Consider the following 22,887-nt stretch of genomic DNA (forward strand, 5'->3'; position numbering starts at 1 on the left):
TTAAATCCAGCCTCTGAATCGAGAAGCTTCAGCCATTTTACGTACGCCGACCATATATGCTGCAAGACGCATATCGATGCGGCGATTTTGCGCCATTTCATAAATATTATTAAATGATTTCACCATCATATCTTCTAAACGAGTTTCGACTTCCTCTTCAGTCCAGTAGAACCCTTGGTTATTCTGCACCCATTCAAAGTAAGAAACCGTTACACCACCCGCACTCGCAAGTACGTCTGGGACAAGCAGTACTCCACGATCTGAAAGAATTTTTGTTCCTTCAAGTGTCGTTGGACCATTCGCTGCTTCTACGACAATTTTAGCTTTAATGTTTGCCGCATTATCTTCAGTGATTTGGTTCTCAATGGCTGCAGGTACTAAGATATCACAATCGAGCTCAAGCAGCTCTTGGTTTGTGATGGTATCGTTAAATAATTTAGTAACCGTTCCAAAGCTGTCACGTCTGTCAAGCAAGTAGTCAATATCAAGACCATCTTCATCGTATAACCCGCCGTAAGCATCTGAAATCCCTACGATTTTCGCTCCGGCATCATACATGAATTTAGCCAAGTAGCTTCCTGCATTTCCGAATCCCTGTACGACAACACGTGCCCCGCTAATGTCAATTCCTTTTTTCTTCGCCGCTTCTTTGATGCAGATCGTCACACCTTTTGCTGTTGCAGTATCACGTCCGTGTGATCCTCCAAGAACAATTGGTTTTCCGGTAATAAATCCTGGCGAGTTAAATTCATCCATTCTAGAATATTCGTCCATCATCCATGCCATAATTTGAGAGTTTGTAAACACATCTGGTGCTGGTACATCTTTCGTTGGACCAACGATTTGACTGATTGCGCGAACATAGCCGCGGCTCAGTTTTTCAAGCTCTCTAAATGACATTTCTCTTGGATCACAGATAATACCGCCTTTTCCTCCGCCATAAGGAAGATCCACAATACCACATTTTAAACTCATCCAAATTGAAAGCGCTTTTACTTCTTTTTCAGTAACGTTCGGGTGGAAACGAATACCGCCTTTTGTCGGTCCGACAGCATCATTGTGCTGCGCGCGGTAACCAGTGAAAATTTTCACTGATCCATCATCCATTCGTACTGGAATTTTCACAGTTAATAGACGAATTGGCTCCTTCAGCAATTCATACACTTCTTGCGGATACCCTAATTTGTCTAGCGCTTTATGTATGACGGTTTGAGTTGACTTTAAAACATCTAGCTTATCTTCTGCGTTATGAGCGGCGTTTTGATCGGCTGCCATTAAAATAAACCCCCTAGAAATCTTTCATGATCTACTGCTCCCTTTCAAGCAATAGTATACACCTTCGTACTGGTAAAGCAAAGGTAAAAAACGTTTTTTATCAAAATAAAATATCAGCGTTTATAAATATAAAAAGGATATAAAAAAATACTGTTGTTTCATCACAACAGTATTAAATATAATAGAAAAAAGTGATTAAAAATACATTTGAATCGTTTTCACTGCATCATCTTGCATGATCACTTTTCCGTATTCTTTTAGCCGATGAATCGTTAATGTCGTAGGTGAACCGAACTCCGCTAAAATGGAAATAACCGTATCAGCAGACAGTTCTTCAAAATCATCTAGGCTGAGAAAATATTGACCTTCATAATGGTAAACTGTACCCCCTAAAAGTCCAATACGACTTAAACTATGGGACAGTTGAATCACATCTTCAAACGAGGCAAATTGATAGAGCACATGATTACTCTCGTCGAGCTTGACTTGCATCTCAATGTAATCTTCATCAAACTCATCATCATCAGCATCATCCTGCTGACTCTTTGTGACAATGACGACCATCCCCTGCGCCTGAAGTGAAAATACTTCAACAGCAATCGGTCCACTCGCTTCAAAACCGAGCTCCTGATTCGCTTCGTTCATCATGTCTTTAAACAGCTGATGGACTTTGAACGAATCTTTCCAAAGGTCTTCTTTCGTAAGACCCCGGTCTGTCAGGTCATCTAGTGTGAGAAAAATTTTGATTTTATTATAATTCAGACGCTCCAGTCGCATAACGTTCCCTCCTGCCTCTTCTAAACACACATCATACTGTAGTATATGAGATGATGAGTCATAGGTTCTTAATTTTGTATTCAGTTTACACTGTGTCAAGACGGAAGACAAGCATGAAGCTATGCTTACGGTGACTTTTATGGAAAATATTGAGGGCGCAGCAAGTCATCGCGTTTTGACAGGCATTAAATAGATCAGATGCGTTTCCGGTTCTGCCCCGAGACGCATTGGAATCTTTGTTGTTCCATAGCCATTACTAATGAGAAAAAATGCGCCTTTGACCTGACCTGTTCTTCCTTTTTCATACGGACCAAATTTCCCAATTCGAATCTGACCTCCATGCGTATGACCGCTCAGAACAAGGTCGATCCCCTCATCTTCACTCATTAAATGATGTACATCTGGGTTGTGTGATAAGAGAATATTTACGTCATCTTTCACAAACTCAGGTCGTATCGCTTCATAATCCGCCTTTTCAAGCCGAATATCATCGATGCCTCCAATTTTGATTGACTGGCCTTCGAAATCCCACACAGCTGTTTCATTTTGCAGAGTCGTCACATCGTAAGCATGAAGAATCTCTTTAAGCTTTTGCTGGTGCAGCTCGTGATCATTATTTCCCCAAACAAAATAAACGGGCGCAATTCTTGATAAACGTTTCACATTTTCTTCAATTCTGGCGTAGGGTACACCTTTTTCTGCTAAGTCCCCACCTATCATAATGACATCCGGTTTTTCTTGTGTGACCTCAGCTAATAATGAGTCACTAATCAGCCGCCGGTGTGTATCAGAAATAAAGAAAATCACTGCTGGTCGATCTGATTGAAGTGCTTCTATTGTAAAGTAATGCTTTTTGATGTTGTTTTGTTTTGCCGTTTTCACCATTTTTGCCGTTACACACACACCTGTTGTAACAGCCGCAATGGCGGCAGTAAATCCGATGGCATATTTCATCATAAATGGCTCCCTTGCATATGTGTCGTTCATAAGACGCTTGAATGAAAAAAGACGTTTCAACTATTAAAACGTCTTTTTACACATTTATTTACTTTCATAATAGAGATTAATGTCATATTGCTGCTGCATATAGCGAAAAACCGCTTCACGCTCTTTCCACTGGTCTGATTGCGGCCATAAGTCTGTGCTTTTTTGTATAATCTCACATCTGAGGCGATGATATTCATCCTCAGCCTTTTCTTCTTTTTTCTTATAATAATAAGAAGCATAAAAAGCAAACACCTCAGCCATTATCCAAAATAGAAAGACCTCATGACCGAGCAGTGTTGCAATCATCGCTTCTGGCTGAAGAGAGCCTCCCTTATTTGCCGTTATCACAAAATAAAACAAAAGAATCGCCAGCGACAAAAGGGCTGTCCATTGCCACCTTTTACACTGCTTGGCAAAGCCCTCATATTTGTGCTTTCTTTTGATCAACGTTTCCATCATTTTCTGTGTCGGCTGATCCATATAGCGGCTGATTGCGTGCAAAGTCATCACATACACCCTGTCCCTTTTTTCTACATATGTATGTGCTTTTTCATTCGTTCATGTCAGGTAATTAGTTTTCCAATGGAATGTTGAGTACTTGACCACTGTATACACTGTTCCCATTTAAATGATTATAAGCTTTTATTTTCTCTTCACCCGATCGGCTTTTGTAATATTTCATCGAGATTCGATACAGGTTTTCCTCTGGTCCAACAGTATGCTGCACGACACGAACTGGCTTTTCTTCCTGCTTCTTTTTCTCTTCGGCTTCTTTTCGTTTTTTCTCTTCTTGCTGTTTTTGGAGGGCTAGCTGCTGCTGTTCACGCTTTTTCGCAGCTGCGGCTTTTTCACGCTCTTGTTTCTCTTTAGCAGCTTTTTCTTTTTTCTTCTGCTCTGCTTTTTCTTTTGATCGCTTCTTTTCTTTTTCTTCATCTTTCTTTTTCTTCTCTTCATCAGACGCATCCGCTTTATCAGCGTTTGCGTCATTTTTTGTTTCGGCTAGTGCTGACGGAACTGGGTCTGTGTCAGCACTTGAGGTTTTATCAATGTATACACCCTGATTGTTATTATCGTTAATTTCCTTTGAAGTGTAGTAGATCAATAGAAAGAAAACAGTGATGACGATGATAGGAAAGATAATAGCCAATGTCGTAAACAAAGGATTGCGCACTTTTTTCGTACGCTGCTTCTTATATTCATGAAAGTCTTCTCGCGTAGGAAAGTGAGAGTCATCAGAAGGATGTACTTTTTCTTCAAGAATTTCCTCTACATTGTCGTCATGGTTGTTTGTCAGCTGCTCCTTCTTTCTCTGCATTCTCGACATTTCTTCCATGTTCATCCCTCCCCTTATATTTCAAACGAATTTGACAAGCAAAGACTAAGTCAATGACAAAATGTGTCATGACAGGAACAAATAAATTCCCCGTCCACTCGTATAAAAGTCCTAAAAAAATACTAATGGAAACCACGAGGATAAACAAGAGTATTTTTGATAAATAGCGAAAGTGAAGAAGCGCAAACACGATGCTGGCAATCTCAAGCCCAAATTGCTGTTGAACAATTCCGCGAAATAGTATTTCCTCTGAAAAGGCAATGAGAAGTGCTAACCAAACAATATGCGGGATGCTTCGGTTTTTGAACATCTTTTCATTTAAACCGCCATCATCATACATATGAGCGGGAAACACCTTCATGACAATTGCATCTATAATAATGACGAGCAATGCACCGCCAATTCCATATGTTAGAATGCGCATATCCTGAATCTGCCAAAGGGCTGTAAAATCCGTCCATTGATCGAACATAAATATGCCTAGTAAAAAAGAAACGATAAGCATGAGCAGCTGCGTGAAATACAGCTGTTCTACGACTTGTCGATCGGTTAATTTTTCAATGATTCGGCGATGTTGTTCAATCAATGCTGCGCCTCTTTTGTCAGATGAAACATGCGATCCAGCACAGTCTTCCAGTGTTTCATTTCATTCAGCTCCAATGATTGTTCTTTTTTTTCATAATCAGACAGGTTCAGTCCGCAAGAAGAGCAGCAATCATCAGAGGACGCGCGCTCTGTTTGATCAAGCTGTTCGTGAAAGTATGATAACAGAGATTGTCTAAAGCAGTCATGATCCATGACCCGCTCTTTAAATTGCCACACTTTTCTCAGCTTTTCTGTTTGCCTGTCCTGCAATTTTTCTTTTAGATTCATCAGAATTGCCGGGCGCTGTTCGGACTCATGCATCATGTAATAGTGCGTCAGCATTCTTGCACGCGTCTCCTGAAGCCCTGTTTCCATCAATCGTGCACGTAATTTTTTTTCATCATTTGTCTGCATTTGAGTCAGTTGTGCTAAATAGAAATCAATTTCTGGTTCGTCAAATCCTTCTGCTTGGATCAAGTGTTGCTGAATATCTGCATCCTCTTCTGTATATAAAAGAATGCTCACACTATTTTTCCCGTCCCTTCCCGCTCTTCCAATCTCTTGCATAAATGCTTCAATCGATTGCGGAGGGCTCATATGAATGACAAATCGGATATTTGCTTTATCAATTCCCATGCCAAAAGCACTCGTACAGCAAATGAGATTAAGCTGACCGCTGATAAATTGCTGCTGAATGAGCATACGGTCTCCTGCATCCATTCCGCCATGATAAAACTCAACACGCTGTTTGGTTTTTTGTTTCATACAGAGAGCAAGCTCTTCTGTCATTTGCCGGGTCGGGCAATAAATAATGCCTGGTCCTTGCAGGAAATCCGCAAGCTCAATAGCCCGTTTCTCTTTTGCTTCTTTCGTTTCGTGCATTTCTTTGACTAAGGCAATGTTCGGGCGGTTGACGGAATGTATATGAAAGTCTGGATGCTGCAATCTTAGCGTTTGCACAGTATCTTTTAGCGTTTGTTTCGTTGCTGTAGCTGTAAGAGCTAAAGCCACAGGATGACCTAACGCTTCTCTCCATTCTCCAAGCTTCGAATATTCAGGACGGAAATCATGCCCCCATTCTGATATACAATGCGCTTCATCGACGACAAACAGACCAATACGCATCGATTTGAGCTGTTCTAGCAGCAATTCTGACATTAATGCCTCAGGTGCGACGAATAGAAATTTATATGATGGCAAATGCCGAATGATATGTCGCCTCTCCTGAAAAGACAATGTGCTATTAAGCGCCGCTACTCGTTTTTCTCCGCGCATTTTCATTCGTTCGACTTGGTCCTCCATAAGCGATAAAAGCGGCGAAATAATCAAAACCAACCCGTCTGTCATATAACCGGGAATTTGATAGCAAAGCGACTTTCCTCCACCAGTAGGCAGCATGGCAACCGTATCTTTTTGATGCAGTACACTTCGAATAATGTCCTCTTGACCTGCTTTAAATGTGTCGTGGCCAAAGTATCGCATGAGCGTCTGATGAAGCTTATCCATTTGCTTTCACCATCCTTGTCAGTGCCAATCGTATTTGAAAATAAGTAAATGGATGCTCGAGCTTTTCTTTAATCAGCTTCATTTTATTTGTTTGCAACTCTCTGGCTACAGCAAGGATCTCCCGCTGCTCTTTTATACTCACATAGGGATCTATTGAAAAGCTTGGCTCATGTATCGACAGCTCCACGATATGATCTTCAATCGTTGCCTTTTTTAATGAACGAATGTGAGCAATTTGTTCAATATCAAATCCTTTTTGGACAAGCTCAAGTGTTTTGTGAGTAGAAGTTGTTAACACGCGTTTAAATTCAAGGTCACCTACGAGCTGCTGCAAAATCGGCGCCTCACCTTTTTGGGCAGATTGAATAAAATAATGGAGTACATTCCAAAAAAGCAAGTACACATACCACACATCCTCTTTCATCCACTCCGCCATTTGCTGATACGTACGCCCGATTCGTTCATTTGAGGTCAATGAGTAAACAAAAATCAGTGCCTCTTGATCACTTAGGCTAATTAGGAGTTTTTCTAGTTCATGATGCAGCTCTTCTGAAAGCTTGCTTTTCTGCTGATGCTGTTTCAAAAAAGATTTCGTCCAGCTTTGAACCGAGACATCTCTTTGTATTGGAACATATTGATGTGATCCAGCCATATGGTGAGAAAGCACTTGTACAAGTAAAGAGAGCCTCATCCATAGCATCTTTGCTTTATCATGATATTTTGCACCATGAAAATATGCAGGCATCGGTTTTTCAGAAAAATGTTGGTGTAGCATTCGCTGCCCTGCTTCAGTGATACTCAGTGTCTCATCGGTTTTTCTAATATAGTGCTTCTCTTCAAGCTTTAAAGCAGAACGATTCAGCTGATCTCTCGTAAATCCCGGGTAACAGCCGAAGTACCTGGAAAGCTCAAACAAGCTGGCATCCTGTATGGTTTGAGATGATTTTTTTCCTTTAAAAAGATGGTAGACAGCACTAATGGAGCGTTCGCCGTTCAATTTATATACGCTGTCCATTAACATGACATCCAAATAATGAAGAGTCATTCATCAAAGCACCTGTCTTCCTGACAAAATTCGAATATTTTCTCCCTTTATTTTAACAGATTTCATACAAGAAGAAATGTTTAAACTCAATTTATGGGGGAAAGTTATGAACAAACCCTTATGTGATAAGCATTCTCAATCACTTTACAGTTGAAATGTGAATTTAAAATCATTACAATAAGGTTTGAGGAAATTGTTTTTTATCGGTGAAACTAAAAAGGTTAAACCATGTGTTCCATCGAACTATTTGGGAGGTATTTTTTTAACATGGCAAAATATACAATTGTAGACAAAGACACATGTATTGCTTGCGGCGCATGCGGTGCAGCTGCTCCAGACATTTATGATTATGATGATGAAGGCATTGCATTTGTTACGCTTGACGACAACCAAGGGACTGTAGAAGTTCCAGAAGTACTTGAAGAAGATATGCTTGATGCATTTGAAGGATGTCCAACTGACTCAATCAAAGTTGCGGACGAATCTTTCGAGGGTGATCCACTTAAGCATGAATAGTATAAAAGCCCCTTAAGCAGGGGCTTTTTTTATATTAACTATTTTGAAGTCGGCGTTTATTTTCAAACCATGGACGCATTTTCACAAAAATGAAGCTAAATACGATGGTAATGATGATTCCTTTAATAAAGTTAAAAGGTAAAATCCCTGCTGTAATGGTCGTCTTGAGCGCATGATCTGATAGCTCAGGTGCGTTTAAAAACCATGTGTAAGCTGGCAGGAATAAGAAGTAATTTAAAATGCTCATCATCACAGTCATAAGTAATGTACCCATGATCATTGACCAAGCCATTCCTTTTGCTGATTTAATTTTTTTGAACATAAAGGCGACTGGTAAGATGAATAGTGTGCCTGCAATGAAGTTCGCGACTTGCCCAACTGGAACGCCGGACATACTGCCTTGAATGAGATAATGCAGAACATTTTTTAATGCCTCAACGGCAATTCCTGCACCTGGCCCATAAATTAAAATCGCAATAATCGCTGGGATATCGCTGAAATCAATTTTCAAATACGCTGGAAGCCCTGGGAAAGGGAAATCCAATAAAATTAACACAAACGAAATACTGCTAAGCATACTGGTGACGACTAAACGTTTTACTTTACTTTGATTCAATATTCTCTCTCCTTTTCGATCAAATCTTTCGAAAAGAGGATTGTTCAATTTCAGCCACAAAAAAACCGCTCATGAAAACAGGAGCGGGGAATTTAGGCTAGACAAATAAACATGTGAAAAACCAAGTTTTCAACGTTTACGAACCTCCATCTTCTCCCATCCAGACTATACTGTCGGCTTCGGAATCACACCGAATCCTGCCAAAAAAGGCTCGCGGGCTTAGAGACTATGCTCATCACCGCCGGTAGGGAATTGCACCCTGCCCCGAAGATTGATCATTATTCAATTCGACATCATTATATATGATATATGAGCATTTGTACAGATAAAAATCCTGAGCAATTTGATCAGTTTTAAGAAAACGTAAAAAACTTAAAAATTATAATGACAAATACGAAAAAATTGGTTATCTTTTGTTTAAAGGTGTCCATTCTTTATAAAGACACCAAGAAATGTTCGTGTTTTCTTTTTCGCTTTACTGCTTTAATTTGATTGACACAGTGAAAAGGAATATGGTAAATTATCAGATATTTATGACGTTTATTTTAGGAGGAAATCTTACGATGTTTCGAGTATTAGTCTCAGATAAGATGAGCAATGATGGTCTTTTACCACTTTTAGAATCAGATTTTGTTGAAATTGTCCAAAAAAATGTAACAGAAGCAGAAGATGAATTACACACATTTGATGCCTTACTTGTCAGAAGTGCTACGAAAGTGACCAAAGAGCTTTATGAAAAAATGACTTCATTAAAAATTGTCGGCCGTGCCGGTGTGGGAGTAGACAATATTGATATTGATGAAGCAACCAAGCATGGCGTCATTGTCATCAATGCACCAAACGGTAATACGATCTCCACAGCTGAGCATACATTTGCGATGATCTCTTCGCTCATGCGTCATATTCCACAAGCCAACATTTCTGTGAAATCAAAAGAATGGAACAGAGGTGCCTATGTTGGTGCAGAGCTTTATGGAAAATCTCTTGGGATTGTTGGACTTGGCAGAATCGGAAGCGAAATTGCCCAGCGTGCAAGAGCATTTGGCATGACAGTCAACGTATTTGACCCGTTTCTGACAAAGGAACGCGCAGAAAAAATCGGTGTCAACGCCAAATCACTTGATGAAGTACTCGAAGTATCAGATATTATCACTGTACATACCCCGTTAACAAAAGAAACAAGAGGACTTCTCAATAAAGAAACAATTGCAAAAACGAAAAAAGGCGTTCGCCTAGTGAACTGTGCACGCGGTGGTATTATTGACGAGCGCGACCTTCTTGAAGCGCTTGAAAGCGGCCATGTTGCAGGAGCTGCACTCGATGTATTTGAAGTAGAACCTCCTACTGATAATCCGCTTGTAGACCATCCGCTCGTCATTGCGACTCCGCATCTTGGCGCATCGACGAAGGAAGCACAATTAAATGTGGCGGCGCAAGTATCTGAAGAAGTACTTCAATTTGCAAAAGGACTCCCTGTTATGTCATCTATTAATCTACCAGCGATGACAAAAGACGAGTTCAAAAAAATTCAGCCTTATCATCAGTTTGCAGGGAAGCTCGGACGTCTTGTCTCTCAATCAATGAGAGAACCGGTAAAAGAAGTAGGCATCTCTTACGAAGGCTCTATTTCAAAACTCGAAACATCCTTTATTACAAAAAGTCTTCTGTCAGGCTTTTTAAAAGAGCGTGTTGATTCGACTGTAAATGAAGTCAATGCTGGAATGGTGGCAAAAGAACGCGGCATTAGCTTTAGTGAAAAGATTTCTTCTAGCGAATCTGGTTACGAAAACAGCATTTCTATTGAAGTCAAAGGCGACCTTTCAACCTTTACTCTAAAAGCAACCTATATCCCGCATTTAGGAGAACGCGTTGTTTCCATTAATGGATTTAATATTGATTTTTATCCAGATGGACACCTTGTCTACATCCAGCATACTGATGCACCTGGTGTAATTGGAAAGGTTGGACAAATTTTAGGCGATCATGATGTTAACATTGCGACAATGCAGGTAGGACGTAAAGAAAAAGGCGGCGAAGCCATTATGATGCTTTCTTTCGACAAGCATCTCGAGGACGAAATTGTTAAAGAATTAACCGAAGTGCAAGATATACTTTCTGTCCGTCTGATCGACCTATAAAAAATCATGATAAACCTCATGCACATGCATGAGGTTTATTTTTTTGAAACCATTAAACGATCTCCCGTTCGGATGAGATGAGTGGTCAGCTCATTCATCTGCTTCAATTGTTCCACAGTCATCTCATGCGCCTTTGCAATCGACCAAAGGGTATCTCCTTGTTTAATGAGATATGTATTGTTCTCTTGTCCGTTTACATGTAGAGCCGGCTCTTGGAAGCGATCCACTGCAATGATTGTGAGTGGATCTACCGCATCTTCTTTGCTGACTGACCAATGACCCCTGTGCACCTCAAAATGCAAATGAGTGCCTCTAGACGCCCCTGTGTTGCCGATAATGCCGATCGGCTGTCCTGCTTCTACATGGTCATCCTTTTTAACAAAACGCTCGTGTAAATGTGCATAGACGGTTTCATATCCATTTGGATGCTGAATAAACACAACCTCGCCATATGTAGCAGATACATACGAACGCGAGACCACACCTTCACTTGCAGCAAAGATGGATTCTCCTTCTGGCGCAGCTATATCTAATCCCTTGTGCGAGCCGCCTCTTGTCCCAAACAAATCTGTGACTTCTCCTTTTATCGGCTCCACCCATTCGCTTGTTTCCTGTGCATGAGCAACAGGCGAAAAGACCATCAAAAAACAGCTGGCACATATGAAGCAATACCTTTTCATCAGTGACTCCCCTTCTTTGAGGTTCTTTTTATGACAGCTTAGTATACAGCAAGGAAGCTATTTTCTATACATCAAAAAAGAACGCAATTTCTCGCGTCCTTTAACGGTCTTTTATGACAACTGGATTCGGCAGAGCCGGCACCTCTATCGGTTCTTCTAATTCATACGGACCAACTTGATCTGTTCCCGCCTGTTGAATGGTGACCTCTGTAAAACCAAAATCTTTCGCTGAGAGCAGCAGACCTTCAATAAGTAAAATATGATCATTTGAGTCCGATAATTGCGCTGATGCTCCAAACGTAATGGTCACATGTTTTCCTTTAGACGTCACTTCTTTAATCGGTTCGTCTTTAATTAGTGGATCAAGTCCTGCATCGCTTGTACGCTTCATAGCTTCTACCGCATCTTCATACGATGAATAGTGCGTTTTTGAAGGCACCAAAAAAGTCCCGCTCTTATTCTCTAAAACATAATAAGCGTGTTTTGTTTGTTTTTCAATCGATATTGTTCCAATGCGTCCATTTGCTCCTAATTGAAGGTGAGACCCTTTGGCTGTCTTGACTTGCACCTGCTTATACCTGCTCCATTTTAGCGTTTCTTTTACCATATCTTTAAACCGGTTGGCTTCTTTTAACGTATCAAGGGACAAATCACTTTTTAATTGAAAAATAAGTGTATCTCCTTTTTCGCGAAGGTCCACCATATCCATATAAGATTGAAGAGGTTTTGTCATTTCAGGCAGCTGCACCTGCTCATATGTGTTCACCATATCCTGCAAATGATCATACTCATCCTCTTTTTCAATGCTAATTGGAACCACTTGAGAGGTTGATTCATCTATGTATGCGATGGTCATATACTTTTGCTGCTGCTTACGAGACACAACGTGTGAGGGCCCATCTGTCTGTTTGACCGCCTCTAATGTGGCGTTCACCTGACTTTTGTCAGCACTTGAATCCATTTTCATTTGCTGATCTTGAGCAGCCGGCTGAAATAAATGAGGAGAAATTAAAAACGCCATAAATAAAACCACAACGGTTGCGACCGCTGGACCGATCCATTTGGCACTTTTCTTTTTCTGCCCGCTTGCCATCAGCATCTGCTGGTATATCTGCTTAGATGAACGGTTGTCCTCCACCTTTGGAAGCTGACTTAGTAACACCTTGATTCGTTCTTCGCTCCAATCGGACCTGTTCGTTTTCATTCACTAGCTCCTCCTTCAAAAGCTCCATATGTTTTCGGAGCACTTTCAGGCCTCGGTGCTGCGTTGTTTTGACTTTGCTTTCCGAGAACTTTAGCGCCTTTGCCGTCTCCATGATTGAGTAGCCCTGGATAAATCTTAAAATGATGACAGCTCGTTGATCAATCGTGCACTGATCAAGTGCGGCATAGATTTCTTTTACATTTTCATCTTGTACAGCCAGTTCGTCTGGGAGCAAGTCTGGGTCCTTAACATCCTGCTTATCCCAATCAAACGTGCCGAGTACCCGTTGTCTAATGGTTTGCTGTTTGCGAAACCAATCAATTGCCACATGCCTTGCAATTGAAAACAGCCATGTTTTCTCGCTGCTTCTTCCTTCAAAAGTTTTATATGAGTGAAGTACCCGGATGTAAACCTCCTGAACGAGATCCTCTGCCTGATTTTTATCTTTAACCATATAAAATAAAAACTGGTACAAATCTTGATGGTACGAATCATATATTTTTTGAAAGGTTTCATGCATAGGAAACCCCTCCGTTCACTTATTTTTGTCGAGTGACTCTTACAAAACGTTACATTACAACTTTATGACAAATATATTACAAGTTCGACAATTTGGGAAGGGCTTTTTGTTTAACTTCTCCTTAAAAATATGAAAATAAAAAAAACACTTCTTTTTCTTTCGAAAAGAAGTGTTTCTCATGTAACAAGATTCTTCGTCAGGATTAGACGAGTTCCTGCTTTTTTCTCGGAATATAAAAGGTAAAGTGTGTACCTGTACCCGCTTTGCTATGTGCATGAATGGAACCTTGATGTGCTTCTACGATGTTCTTCACAATCGCAAGGCCAAGTCCAGTACCAGAACGCCCTCTTGTTCTTGCCTTATCCGCTTTATAGAAACGTTCGAAAATAAATGGCAGATCCTCTTCTGGGATTCCGCTTCCTGAATCTTTCACATCCATTTTCAAACCGCTTTCCACCGATTGAACCGAGAAGTGAACCTCTCCGCCCTCTGGTGTATGACGAATCGCGTTATCAATGAGATTCGTAAACACCTGTTCAATCTTATCCGGATCGAGTACAAAGTACGGTTCATCCACTTGAATGTCATATGTGAGATCAACTTGCTTTTCTTTTGCTATGCCAAGAAACTTGCGGTAAATCTTCTCGGTCAGCTCTTCTGTATCTGTTGATTCAAGATTAAGTGTAATATGGCCAGCTTCCATTCTCGCTAGGTCTAGAAGATCGTTCACAAGACGTCCCATTCGAAGTGATTCGTCGTAAATAATTTGCGCAATCTCTTTCTTTTCCTCTTCTGAGCCAGCAATATCATCTACAATCGCCTCACTATATCCTTGCAGCATTGCAATTGGAGTACGAAGTTCATGACTGACATTGGCAATGAAGTCTTTTCTCAGCTTATCAAGTCTTCGTTCCTCTGTCATATCACGAAGGACCGCAACTGCTCCCCTAACGTCCTGCTGATTATAAAGCGGAGACATGAGAAGAACCCAAGTACGTCCTTGCAGTGTGACTTCAATCATTTGCTCTTTTTCCGTACTGACGGCTGTATGAAATAGTTCTCTCGCTTCTGGAGGCAGTTCATCTCCATCTTTGATCTTCATATTTTGCTCGTAATACCATGCCTGCAAGAATCGTTCTGCAGGAGGATTCGTCATGAGGATCGTTCCATCAATATTGATGGTGATCACACCATCGGCCATACTGCTTAAAATATTGGACAAATGCTCTTTTTCTTGATTTAAAGCTGTGATATGAAATTTAAGCTGCTTGCCCATTTGGTTAAAGGCGATGGCCAGTTCTCCAATTTCGTCTTGCGTTAATATAGGAATCTTTGTATCAAATTTCCCTTTCGCCAGATCCTGTGCTCCCTCTTTCATCTTTCTAAGAGGATAGGTGACACGTGTTGATAAGAAGAAAGCGAATATAGTGGTCAGAACAATGGCAATTCCGGCTGCTAGGAAGATATAACGCGTCGTATGTTTTGTTGTTTGCTCTACCGCAAGTAATGATTGAGAAAGAAAGACCATGCCTTTTTTTCCGTTTGCCTCAAATGGAACACCGACAACAATTCGTTCATCTTTATGATTGCCTGCATTTGGTTCTGCACGTTTACTGATTTTTTTACGATCTTTTAGCGCTTGATTCAAATCACCGTCTGCTTCAATTTGTTTCTTTGTAATCGCAGGAAGCTTCCCGTCTTTTTCAGACGAATACCACTCTAGCCCGTCCTCTTGGATAATCGCAATACTCGTCAATTTGTCAGCAAGCTCTGATGTAATCGACCTTGCGAGCGATTGATCGTCGTGGCTTTCTAAAATGACCGCCACTTTATTTGCCATTTGCGTTAAATCTGACTTTGCTTCTTCTACATGGTAATTTTCAATAAACTCTAAAAGAAGCACGGTTAAAATAGATAAAACGATTAGGACGAGGAAGAGAATGGTTAACCATAGCTTTCCAACGACACTTTTCCACAGTTTCATTCAGCGCCGACCTCAAATTTGTACCCGACACCCCATACCGTCACGATTTTTTTCGCAGCTTCTGGTGACACTTTATTCAGCTTTTCGCGAAGTCGTTTGACGTGAGTATCGACTGTTCTCAAGTCTCCAAAGAATTCATACTGCCATACTTCTTTTAACAGCTTCTCTCTGTCATAAACCTTATCCGGTGTTTTCGCAAGGAAATATAAAAGCTCATATTCCTTCGGCGTGAGACTGACTTCTTTGCCATCAGCTGTCACTCTATGCGCGTCGTGGTCAATTGAAAGATGAGAAAACACAAGTACATCTTTTGTTGTTGTACCAGTATTGAGATAAGACGTTTGAGAAGACCTTCTGAGCAATGCCTTCACACGTAAAACAACTTCACGTGGGCTAAAAGGTTTGACGATGTAGTCATCCGTACCTGCTTCAAACCCTTGCACGCGGTTGGCTTCTTCTCCTTTTGCCGTCAGCATAATGATTGGAGTCGCTTTTTTGTCTCGAATTTGATTACACACTTCGATCCCATCTGTGCCAGGCATCATTAAATCGAGCAAAATGAGATCATAATCTGTTTGGAGTCCTTTTTGAATAGCCTCATCTCCATTTTCAGCTTCATCGATTTCATAATTTTCACGTTCTAAATACATTTTTAAAAGGCGGCGAATTCTTGCCTCATCATCTACGACTAATATTTTCGTTTGAGTTGTGTGTTCCATTAGACAATCCTCCTGCTTTCTCCGTTGTTACATTCATTTTAACAAAAAGCCGAATCGATTCATAAAAAGTTGGCCTTTTTCATGTGATTACGCGTAAGAATGAAGCCCTGCAATCACAAGATTGACAAAGATGAGATTAAACATAATGATGGCGAATCCGATGACAGCTAACCAAGCGGACTTTTCGCCATGCCAGCCCCTGGATAAGCGAAGATGAAGGTAGGCTGCATAAAAGAGAAACGTAATCAAAGCCCATACTTCCTTCGGGTCCCAGCCCCAGAACCGAGTCCATGCAATTTGCGCCCAAATCATTGCAAAAATGAGCCCGCCTAACGCAAATACAGGGAAACCAATGGAAACAGCTCTGTATCCAATTTCATCGACTAAATCTAGGTTCACTTGTTTCACGAGCGGTTGAAGCAGAGCGCTCAGTCGTTTGCGAATGATCAAGCGAATCAGTCCATACAAAATCAGCCCCGTGCCGAATGACCATAACACCGTATTGACCTTTCTTCCTGAAAAAACAGGCGGCAAATCAACAAACGGTTCCAAACGATCTTGCGTCACAAGCTCTCCTTTATGAGGTCCAACTAGAGCCGGGAGCTCATAGACCATCACACTTTCCTCTTTATTTTTATCGACCCAATTAAATTTTGCTTCGTATCCTGTCATTCTAAAGATGGACGTGACTGCGATAAATGCAAGTGTAACAACAATCATAAACATGACGAGCTCCAAACCAAATGTCTTCTTCCCTGGCTTTGTTTGATCGACATGCTTTAATAAGAAGATGACACCTGCCACAAAGCTGATCGCTAAAATGGCTTGCCCTAGTGCTGCTGTTGTCACGTGAATATAAAGCCAATTACTTTGTAATGAAGGAATTAGCGGTGATATATCAGACGGGAACATACTTGCATAGGCAATAATCAATAAAGCGATTGGAAGTGTAAATAAACCAAGTACCGACACTTGATACACAAAATATAAAATGATGAATGCGAGCACAAGCATCATGCCAAAAGCCGTTGTGAATTCAAACAAGTTACTGACTGGTGCATGACCAGACGCCATCCACCTTGAAATAAAGTAGCCAAATTGACTTAAAAAACCGATGATGGTGAGCGTAATGCCGATAAGTGCCGCCTTATTCCTGCGCGGTCCATCAACTTTCTTTTTTCCTTTAATGGCACCACCAAAAAAAGGAACTGCCGCTAAATACAATAGAAAAGCTGCAAATAACAGGTTTTCACTGACTGCTGCCATCTAATCCTTCCCCCTTGCTTTTGCTGATACTTGTTGTATCAGGCAGTTCTTTTTGATCAACTGGCTGTTTGATGCCACTGTCACTTAGTAACACGCCAAGATCAGACTTTAAGCCAAACCAGTTTTTGTTTGTGTGTCCTGCCACAAATACTTTTCCATCCTTTGCAGACAGCCAAATTCTTCTATGCTGCCAATACATCCCCTGCACGACACCAATCATGAAGATGATCCCGCCTACGATGAGCACCCCAAGAGTTAAATCTTTTCTCACCGTCAATCCCGTGACGTTTTTCGTTTCCACTCGATCAAACTTCATTTTATATAGGTTATTATCAGAGCCCTCTACTGTCTCTTGAATCGCCACAAAGCTTTTTTCACCTTTAGGCTTTTCAGGAGAAACCATTTCAAACACGAAAGCAGGATTATTTGGATTCCTTGTTTTCGTACTCGGTGTTCCATCATCGTCAAAATAAAAATCAGGGAGATAGCTCATCACTTTGACTTTGTAACCGCTACCAAGATCATATTCTGACTTAGGCTCCAGCAAATTAATCTTCACTGTTCCGAAAGATTTTTCTGTATCTTTACGAATCAGCTGAAAGACCATTTGATCGAGTTCATTTTGTTTAAAATCCACTTGATATAGTGAGAATTGATCAAACTTGAGCGGTTCGTTCACTTTAATATCGTGTTCTGATACCTGCTTCAGCTTGGGCTTTTCACCAAACACAACTTCCCCTTCACGTTTGTATAAAGTGGCATCGGTTTTATAACTTTTCACTACTTGACCGTCGCCAGCTCTTTCAATCGCATTCTCAAACACTTCTTTTTCATTTCCAGTTTCATAGCGGTCAATTGAAAATGCATTATTTTTCAAAAAATATTGACCATCTGTGCCTGGAATTGGGGCAGTTTCACCCTCTCTAACCCACAGCGTTTCATCCACATACATGCCTGGGACAAACCGGAGCATTGATCCAATGAGAAAGATGATTAGTCCAATGTGATTGACGTAAGGGCCCCAGCGTGAGAAGCGGCCTTTTTCCGCTAAAATATGTCCGTTTTCTTCTCGCACGCGGTAACGCTTTTGTTTCATTGCTTTCTTGATGCCTTCATATGTATGCTGATCTAACGTTTTATCTGTCTCACTGAACAGACGCTGTCTTCTCATAAAGCCTTCTTTTTTGATAACCCCTTGGTTTTTGAGTGCTCGATAAAGAGGAATAACCCGATCGAGACTGCAAATGACAAGGGAGATTCCGATGGATGCAACTAAAGCTAAAAACCACCAAGAATTATAAAGATCATGGAATCCAAGTATGTAATACAGCTTGCCAAACGACCCATATTGCTCTTCATAATAGGTGGAAGCAGATGCACCTGGCGGAATAAATCGCTCCTGCGGAAAAATCGTTCCTAATGAGGAAGCAAGCAGTGTGATGACAATCAGCCACACACCCACCTTAACGGAAGAAAAAAAGTTCCATACTTTATCAACAATCGTTTTGTTGTATGTTTGCGAGCGTCTCGCACTGCCGTCATATCTCATATCAAGCAGCTTTGAAGAGTTTTTTTCTTTAGTCGCAATAGGATTCCCGCAAGATTCACATAAAACAGTACCGATTGGATTAATATGTCCACACTCGCATTTTACCTCTTTCATTCTATGACCCCTTTGGTTTAATCAAATTCATATAATCATAGATTTGACGTTCTGTCATGGTTCCCTTTATGACTTTGATTACCCTGCCTTCAGGATTAACTAAAAGCGTGGTTGGTAGTTGTCCAATATCATATGCCTCTGTTACTTGACGATCTTTGTCCATGGCAATAGGAAAATTCACGCCATAGGATTCCATAAAATTTTTCACGGCAATCTTGGATTCTGCAACATTGACTGCAACAATTTCCACACCGCGATCCTTGAACACTTCATATTGATTTGCCATGTAAGGAAATTCTTGTTTACACGGACCACACCAGGTCCCCCAAAAATTAAGAAAGACGCCTTTGCCTTTTAAGTCCTTTAGTTCAATCCGTTCCCCATCCACAGATTGAAGGACAAAGTTTGGCGCAATAGATCCTTCTTTGACCCGATCCTGTTTGGCAAATACTGAGTTATACATGGTATAACATAGTGCAGCAAGCATCACGAGGAGAATGCCCGTCCTTATGAAAAACCGTCTTTTTTTCATCTGAAGTACCCCTTCCCCATAGACATTCAGGTAAATTATAGCATTCTCCTTCTTTTGATGCTTCTTCATTTTTTGAAGTTTATGTGAAAATTAAAAAGCGCTTTTCCCGTGATCTGCAATTGCTCTCAGGCGCTTTACTTCATGCGGTGTTAATTCTCTGCGGTCTCCTGGTCTCATACCTTCAATATGAAGGAACGCATATTGCTCTCTTTTTAGCTTTAACACATCATGACCGATCGCTTCAAACATGCGGCGCACTTGTCTGTTTCTGCCTTCATGAATGGTTAATTGAACAATAGATGTCTGCTTTCGTTTATCGATAGAAAGCATCTTGGCACGAGCACGTGCAGTCTTTTTATGATCTAACATAATCCCTTTTTCTAGCTTTCTAAGCAATTCCTTTGATGGGATGCCTTTTAGCTTCGCTGCATATGTTTTATCAATTTCGTATTTCGGATGCATGAGCTTATGGGCAAATTCCCCGTCATTTGTAATTAAAATCAAACCGCTCGTATCATAATCTAAGCGGCCGATTGGATAAAGGCGCTGCGGGATGTCATCAAAGAAATCTGTGACAACCTTACGTCCTTTATCATCCTCGGCAGCTGAAATGACGCCGCGCGGTTTATAAAGCATAAAGTAAACCGGTTCTTCTCTTTCAAGCTTTAATCCGTTGACTTCAATTTTATCTGAAGAGCCCACTTTTACTCCGAGCTCTGTCACTGTTTTACCATTAACGGTAACTCGTCCTTCTTTAATTAATTCTTCTGCCTTTCGTCTAGAAGCGACGCCGGCATGTGCAATTACTTTCTGTAAACGTTCCATTTTGTCTTTCACCTCATGTACTATCTTACTTGCTTGACTTAAAACAAACAAGCATTCGTGGAAAAATAAGCGATTCGTCTGTTTAATTTCAGCTAAAAAGCAATTTCCCATCCATTGAAAGACAAAAAAGCGCCTCTTTAGGCGCCGCTAAATAACAAACTGACGATGATGACAGATGCAATGATTCCAATGAGGTCCGCTAACAGACCTACTTTCAGCGCATCTCCCATTTTTTTAATACCGACTGCCCCAAAATAGACCGTTAAAATGTAGAGAGTGGTATCAGTTGACCCTTGCATGACAGCTGCGAGCTGTCCGATAAAAGAATCTGGTCCATATGTCGCAATGAGGTCTGATGTCATCCCGAGTGCAGCCGTGCCAGATATCGGACGAATAAACGCAAGCGGCACCACTTCTGCCGGGAAGCCGATCGCTGTAAACACGGGTTTTAACAGTCCCATGACAAAATCAAGCGCACCAGACGCGCGGAATATCGTAATGGCCACGAGCATGCCGACTAAATAAGGAATAATTGAAAAGGCAATTTGAATACCTTCTTTCCCGCCCTCAACAAATGTTTCATAGGTCGGTACCTTTTTAATGGTCCCCGCAATTAAAATTCCTGCGATGATCAGTGGGATCAAAGCAAGTGACAGCCAGTTAATAAATGACACGAGATCACCCCCGCCTGCTTCTGCGATAGTGGAAATAGCGATCAATGAGAATGGCACCGATTCCTGAAATGAGTGTCGCCAAAATGGTTGGTCCTACAATGTCTGTTGGCTGATCTGCACCATAGGTCATTCTAATCGCAATGACGGTTGTTGGCACGAGTGTGATAGAGGATGTGTTGACCGCTAAAAATGTAATCATGGACCGGCTTGCTTCATTTTTCCCGCCGTTTAATGCTTTCATCTGCTCCATCGCCTTAATCCCAAGCGGTGTAGCGGCATTCCCGAGCCCAAAGAAATTCGCCATAAGGTTGGACAAAATATATCCCATCGCGGGATGGTTAGGCGGAATATCCGGAAATAGCTTTGAAATAAAGGGACGGCACAATTTACTAAAGAAATTTAACAGACCAGCCTCTTCTGCAATCTTCATCAGTCCGAGCCAAAAAACGAGGACACTAATCAAACCAATTGAAATGGTCACTGCTTCTTTTGAGCCCTTAAATACAGCTTCGTTTACTTCCTCCATCGTTCCGTTGAACATCGCATACACAAGACCGATGACAGTGAGGAATACCCAAATTAGATTGACCATGAAGATCCGCCTATAGATGTCTGAAAGACAGACTTAAACATTTCTTGGAAGCTTTTTTGAGGCATTCGATTTCGTTTATTTTCATAAAAAATCGGTACTTGCTCGATCACCTGACCATCTAATAAAAACGTCATTTGCCCTACAACATCTGGGATGGTTTCGGCGTTTTTTTTCCACTTCTTTTGAGGAGTAAGCATTTCCGTTTCAATTTCTACTAGTTTTTTCTCATCTTCATTTAAAAAATAGTCCACATCACGTTTGATAAATGCCTTTTTTTCGTAAAAGGTTCCTTTTAATGAAGCGAGTCTTCCTTTTTCAGCAAGTTCGTATGTTTTATAGTGATCAAATGCATATTCAAACATAGAGATATGATCCTTCCAATCATCTGGCGCATTAATGGTCACAGCGATCAGCGCCGCATCCCCTTTTGCCGCAGTAGAGACAAGTGTCCGTTTTGCAAGCTTCGTATACCCCGTTTTCCCACCAGTTGAATATTTGTATAATCCGGTGAGTAGCTTGTTTTTATTTTTCCAATAGCCTTCCATCGTTTTCGCTTTATAGAAAGTCGTGCCCGCAATTTTTTGATATTGTTTATGCTCCATGGCGTATTTTGTTAAGATAGCCATGTCATAGGCTGATGAATAATGATGTTTATGATCATCGAGTCCATGCGGATTTTGAAAATTCGTATTCTCCATTCCTAGTTCAGATGCTTTTTGATTCATCATAAAAATAAATCCTTCTAAGCTGCCGCCCACATGCTCTGCAATGGCAACAGCTGCATCATTTCCAGAACGCAGCATAAGTCCGTATGTCAAGTCTTCTAGGCTCACCTTCTGCCCTTCTTTTAAATAAATCGATGAGCCCTCTGCTTGAATCGCGCGCTTTGATACTTTGACGGTGTCTTTCATTTTTCCTGATTCAATGGCTAATACTGCCGTCATAATTTTCGTAATACTGGCGATTCTTCTTTTTTCATGCTCGTCCTTTCCAAATAGGACTCTGCCTGACTGTCCATCTATTAAAATGGCGCTTCTTGCACTCACCGATAATGACATATCTGCTTTGGCATGTGAGGAAAAAGGCAGTAAGAGTGTAAATAGAAGAAGGACTGCTGTTCCAATTTTTAAATAGGGCATGTTCATTCACGTCCTTGTCCGTTTTGTACAAGTGTATGCGCGGCTGAAAAAGTTATGATGCCTCGTCCATAAAAAAAGCGTCTCTATATGTAGAGACGCCTAGATAGTTGACAAAGGGTTAAAATGATCTTTATTTTAGCCCTTTGTCTTCTTTTCAGCGTGATTGAAAACCTTTGAAGTCTAGGAAGGGCGAGCACTGGCGCGGAGCGAATTGAACATTCGTGAGCACCAGTGCGCAGACCTGACAACGAATGCGAGGGTTTGTCTACACGCTGAGCGTCTCTATATGTAGAGACGCTTTTTCCTCTTGC

The 22,887-nt window shown here is 41.0% G+C and carries 23 protein-coding genes and 1 riboswitch; of the genes, 2 read left to right on the forward strand and 21 right to left on the reverse strand.

Going from position 1 to position 22,887, the window contains the following annotated elements:
- The 8 genes from MKY83_RS10850 to MKY83_RS10885 all read right to left on the reverse strand — a co-directional run bounded on the left by MKY83_RS10850 (window position 1) and on the right by MKY83_RS10885 (window position 7,508).
- A complete protein-coding gene (locus MKY83_RS10850) occupies window positions 1–1,275 on the reverse strand; it encodes a Glu/Leu/Phe/Val dehydrogenase (protein ID WP_012010406.1) in 1,275 nt (424 codons plus the stop codon).
- A gap of 195 nt (window positions 1,276–1,470) precedes the next feature.
- On the reverse strand, window positions 1,471–2,052 hold the full coding sequence (locus MKY83_RS10855; RefSeq protein ID WP_050943836.1) for a genetic competence negative regulator: 582 nt from the start codon (window positions 2,050–2,052) through the stop codon (window positions 1,471–1,473).
- A 165-nt stretch (window positions 2,053–2,217) separates the two neighbouring features.
- On the reverse strand, window positions 2,218–3,006 hold the full coding sequence (locus MKY83_RS10860) for a metallophosphoesterase (protein ID WP_050943977.1): 789 nt from the start codon (window positions 3,004–3,006) through the stop codon (window positions 2,218–2,220).
- Window positions 3,007–3,093: 87 nt separating this feature from the next.
- Window positions 3,094–3,546 (reverse strand): DUF2663 family protein, encoded by a 453-nt coding sequence (locus MKY83_RS10865; RefSeq protein WP_003215549.1) that lies wholly within the window; start codon window positions 3,544–3,546, stop codon window positions 3,094–3,096.
- Window positions 3,547–3,610: 64 nt separating this feature from the next.
- On the reverse strand, window positions 3,611–4,372 hold the full coding sequence (locus MKY83_RS10870; RefSeq protein WP_065098314.1) for a LysM peptidoglycan-binding domain-containing protein: 762 nt from the start codon (window positions 4,370–4,372) through the stop codon (window positions 3,611–3,613).
- On the reverse strand, window positions 4,317–4,958 hold the full coding sequence (locus tag MKY83_RS10875; protein ID WP_044141090.1) for a CPBP family intramembrane glutamic endopeptidase: 642 nt from the start codon (window positions 4,956–4,958) through the stop codon (window positions 4,317–4,319). Before MKY83_RS10875 ends, MKY83_RS10870 begins: the two co-directional genes overlap by 56 nt.
- The gene (locus MKY83_RS10880) at window positions 4,955–6,463 is read right to left on the reverse strand and encodes an ATP-dependent DNA helicase RecQ (protein WP_106067102.1); all 1,509 of its coding nucleotides are present in this window, start codon (window positions 6,461–6,463) and stop codon (window positions 4,955–4,957) included. The genes MKY83_RS10875 and MKY83_RS10880 overlap by 4 nt, the downstream gene beginning before the upstream one ends.
- Window positions 6,456–7,508 carry a helix-turn-helix domain-containing protein gene (locus MKY83_RS10885; RefSeq protein WP_106067103.1) on the reverse strand — a complete coding sequence of 351 codons (1,053 nt, stop codon included), beginning with the start codon at window positions 7,506–7,508 and terminating at the stop codon, window positions 6,456–6,458. Before MKY83_RS10885 ends, MKY83_RS10880 begins: the two co-directional genes overlap by 8 nt.
- Before the next feature lie 267 nt (window positions 7,509–7,775).
- Here MKY83_RS10885 and MKY83_RS10890 point away from each other — a divergent pair, with 267 nt between their 5' ends.
- Complete coding sequence (locus MKY83_RS10890) at window positions 7,776–8,024, forward strand: ferredoxin (protein ID WP_003215700.1); 249 nt, start codon at window positions 7,776–7,778, stop codon at window positions 8,022–8,024.
- A 34-nt stretch (window positions 8,025–8,058) separates the two neighbouring features.
- Here MKY83_RS10890 and MKY83_RS10895 read toward each other — a convergent pair whose 3' ends face one another.
- Window positions 8,059–8,640 carry an ECF transporter S component gene (locus tag MKY83_RS10895; protein WP_012010414.1) on the reverse strand — a complete coding sequence of 194 codons (582 nt, stop codon included), beginning with the start codon at window positions 8,638–8,640 and terminating at the stop codon, window positions 8,059–8,061.
- 144 nt (window positions 8,641–8,784) lie between these two features.
- Window positions 8,785–8,916, reverse strand: a riboswitch (FMN riboswitch).
- Window positions 8,917–9,203: 287 nt separating this feature from the next.
- On the opposite strand from MKY83_RS10895, the gene serA reads away from it, so the two are divergent.
- On the forward strand, window positions 9,204–10,778 hold the full coding sequence (gene serA / locus MKY83_RS10900; protein WP_044141087.1) for a phosphoglycerate dehydrogenase: 1,575 nt from the start codon (window positions 9,204–9,206) through the stop codon (window positions 10,776–10,778).
- A gap of 35 nt (window positions 10,779–10,813) precedes the next feature.
- On the opposite strand, the gene MKY83_RS10905 is transcribed toward serA, so the two are convergent.
- From MKY83_RS10905 to MKY83_RS10960, 12 genes are all read right to left on the reverse strand, one after another.
- Window positions 10,814–11,458, reverse strand: coding sequence for a M23 family metallopeptidase (locus MKY83_RS10905; RefSeq protein WP_106067104.1), 645 nt, complete (start codon window positions 11,456–11,458; stop codon window positions 10,814–10,816).
- A gap of 100 nt (window positions 11,459–11,558) precedes the next feature.
- Window positions 11,559–12,662: a sigma X negative regulator gene (locus MKY83_RS10910; RefSeq protein WP_065098318.1), complete on the reverse strand. Its 1,104-nt coding sequence runs from the start codon at window positions 12,660–12,662 to the stop codon at window positions 11,559–11,561.
- Window positions 12,574–13,182 carry an RNA polymerase sigma factor SigX gene (gene sigX, locus MKY83_RS10915; RefSeq protein WP_003215976.1) on the reverse strand — a complete coding sequence of 203 codons (609 nt, stop codon included), beginning with the start codon at window positions 13,180–13,182 and terminating at the stop codon, window positions 12,574–12,576. Before sigX ends, MKY83_RS10910 begins: the two co-directional genes overlap by 89 nt.
- Window positions 13,183–13,384: 202 nt before the next feature.
- Window positions 13,385–15,166: an ATP-binding protein gene (locus tag MKY83_RS10920; RefSeq protein WP_003216141.1), complete on the reverse strand. Its 1,782-nt coding sequence runs from the start codon at window positions 15,164–15,166 to the stop codon at window positions 13,385–13,387.
- Window positions 15,163–15,885, reverse strand: a complete 723-nt coding sequence (locus tag MKY83_RS10925) for a response regulator transcription factor (RefSeq protein WP_003215596.1) — start codon at window positions 15,883–15,885, stop codon at window positions 15,163–15,165. Before MKY83_RS10925 ends, MKY83_RS10920 begins: the two co-directional genes overlap by 4 nt.
- Before the next feature lie 87 nt (window positions 15,886–15,972).
- The gene (ccsB, locus tag MKY83_RS10930) at window positions 15,973–17,151 is read right to left on the reverse strand and encodes a c-type cytochrome biogenesis protein CcsB (RefSeq protein WP_050943828.1); all 1,179 of its coding nucleotides are present in this window, start codon (window positions 17,149–17,151) and stop codon (window positions 15,973–15,975) included.
- Complete coding sequence (locus MKY83_RS10935; RefSeq protein ID WP_106067106.1) at window positions 17,135–18,814, reverse strand: cytochrome c biogenesis protein ResB; 1,680 nt, start codon at window positions 18,812–18,814, stop codon at window positions 17,135–17,137. Before MKY83_RS10935 ends, ccsB begins: the two co-directional genes overlap by 17 nt.
- Before the next feature lies 1 nt (window position 18,815).
- Window positions 18,816–19,346, reverse strand: a complete 531-nt coding sequence (locus MKY83_RS10940) for a thiol-disulfide oxidoreductase ResA (protein ID WP_106067107.1) — start codon at window positions 19,344–19,346, stop codon at window positions 18,816–18,818.
- 90 nt (window positions 19,347–19,436) lie between these two features.
- Window positions 19,437–20,171 carry a 23S rRNA pseudouridine(2605) synthase RluB gene (gene rluB, locus MKY83_RS10945; RefSeq protein ID WP_065098434.1) on the reverse strand — a complete coding sequence of 245 codons (735 nt, stop codon included), beginning with the start codon at window positions 20,169–20,171 and terminating at the stop codon, window positions 19,437–19,439.
- Window positions 20,172–20,308: 137 nt separating this feature from the next.
- The gene (locus MKY83_RS10950) at window positions 20,309–20,845 is read right to left on the reverse strand and encodes a spore maturation protein (protein ID WP_003216139.1); all 537 of its coding nucleotides are present in this window, start codon (window positions 20,843–20,845) and stop codon (window positions 20,309–20,311) included.
- Between the two features lie 4 nt (window positions 20,846–20,849).
- Window positions 20,850–21,437 (reverse strand): nucleoside recognition domain-containing protein, encoded by a 588-nt coding sequence (locus MKY83_RS10955; RefSeq protein WP_012010425.1) that lies wholly within the window; start codon window positions 21,435–21,437, stop codon window positions 20,850–20,852.
- On the reverse strand, window positions 21,425–22,576 hold the full coding sequence (locus MKY83_RS10960) for a D-alanyl-D-alanine carboxypeptidase family protein (RefSeq protein ID WP_065098323.1): 1,152 nt from the start codon (window positions 22,574–22,576) through the stop codon (window positions 21,425–21,427). The genes MKY83_RS10955 and MKY83_RS10960 overlap by 13 nt, the downstream gene beginning before the upstream one ends.
- Window positions 22,577–22,887 lie beyond the last annotated feature (311 nt).

Origin of the sequence: Bacillus sp. FSL M8-0266 (genome assembly GCF_038613425.1) — a bacterium.
GTDB lineage: Bacteria > Bacillota > Bacilli > Bacillales > Bacillaceae > Bacillus > Bacillus pumilus.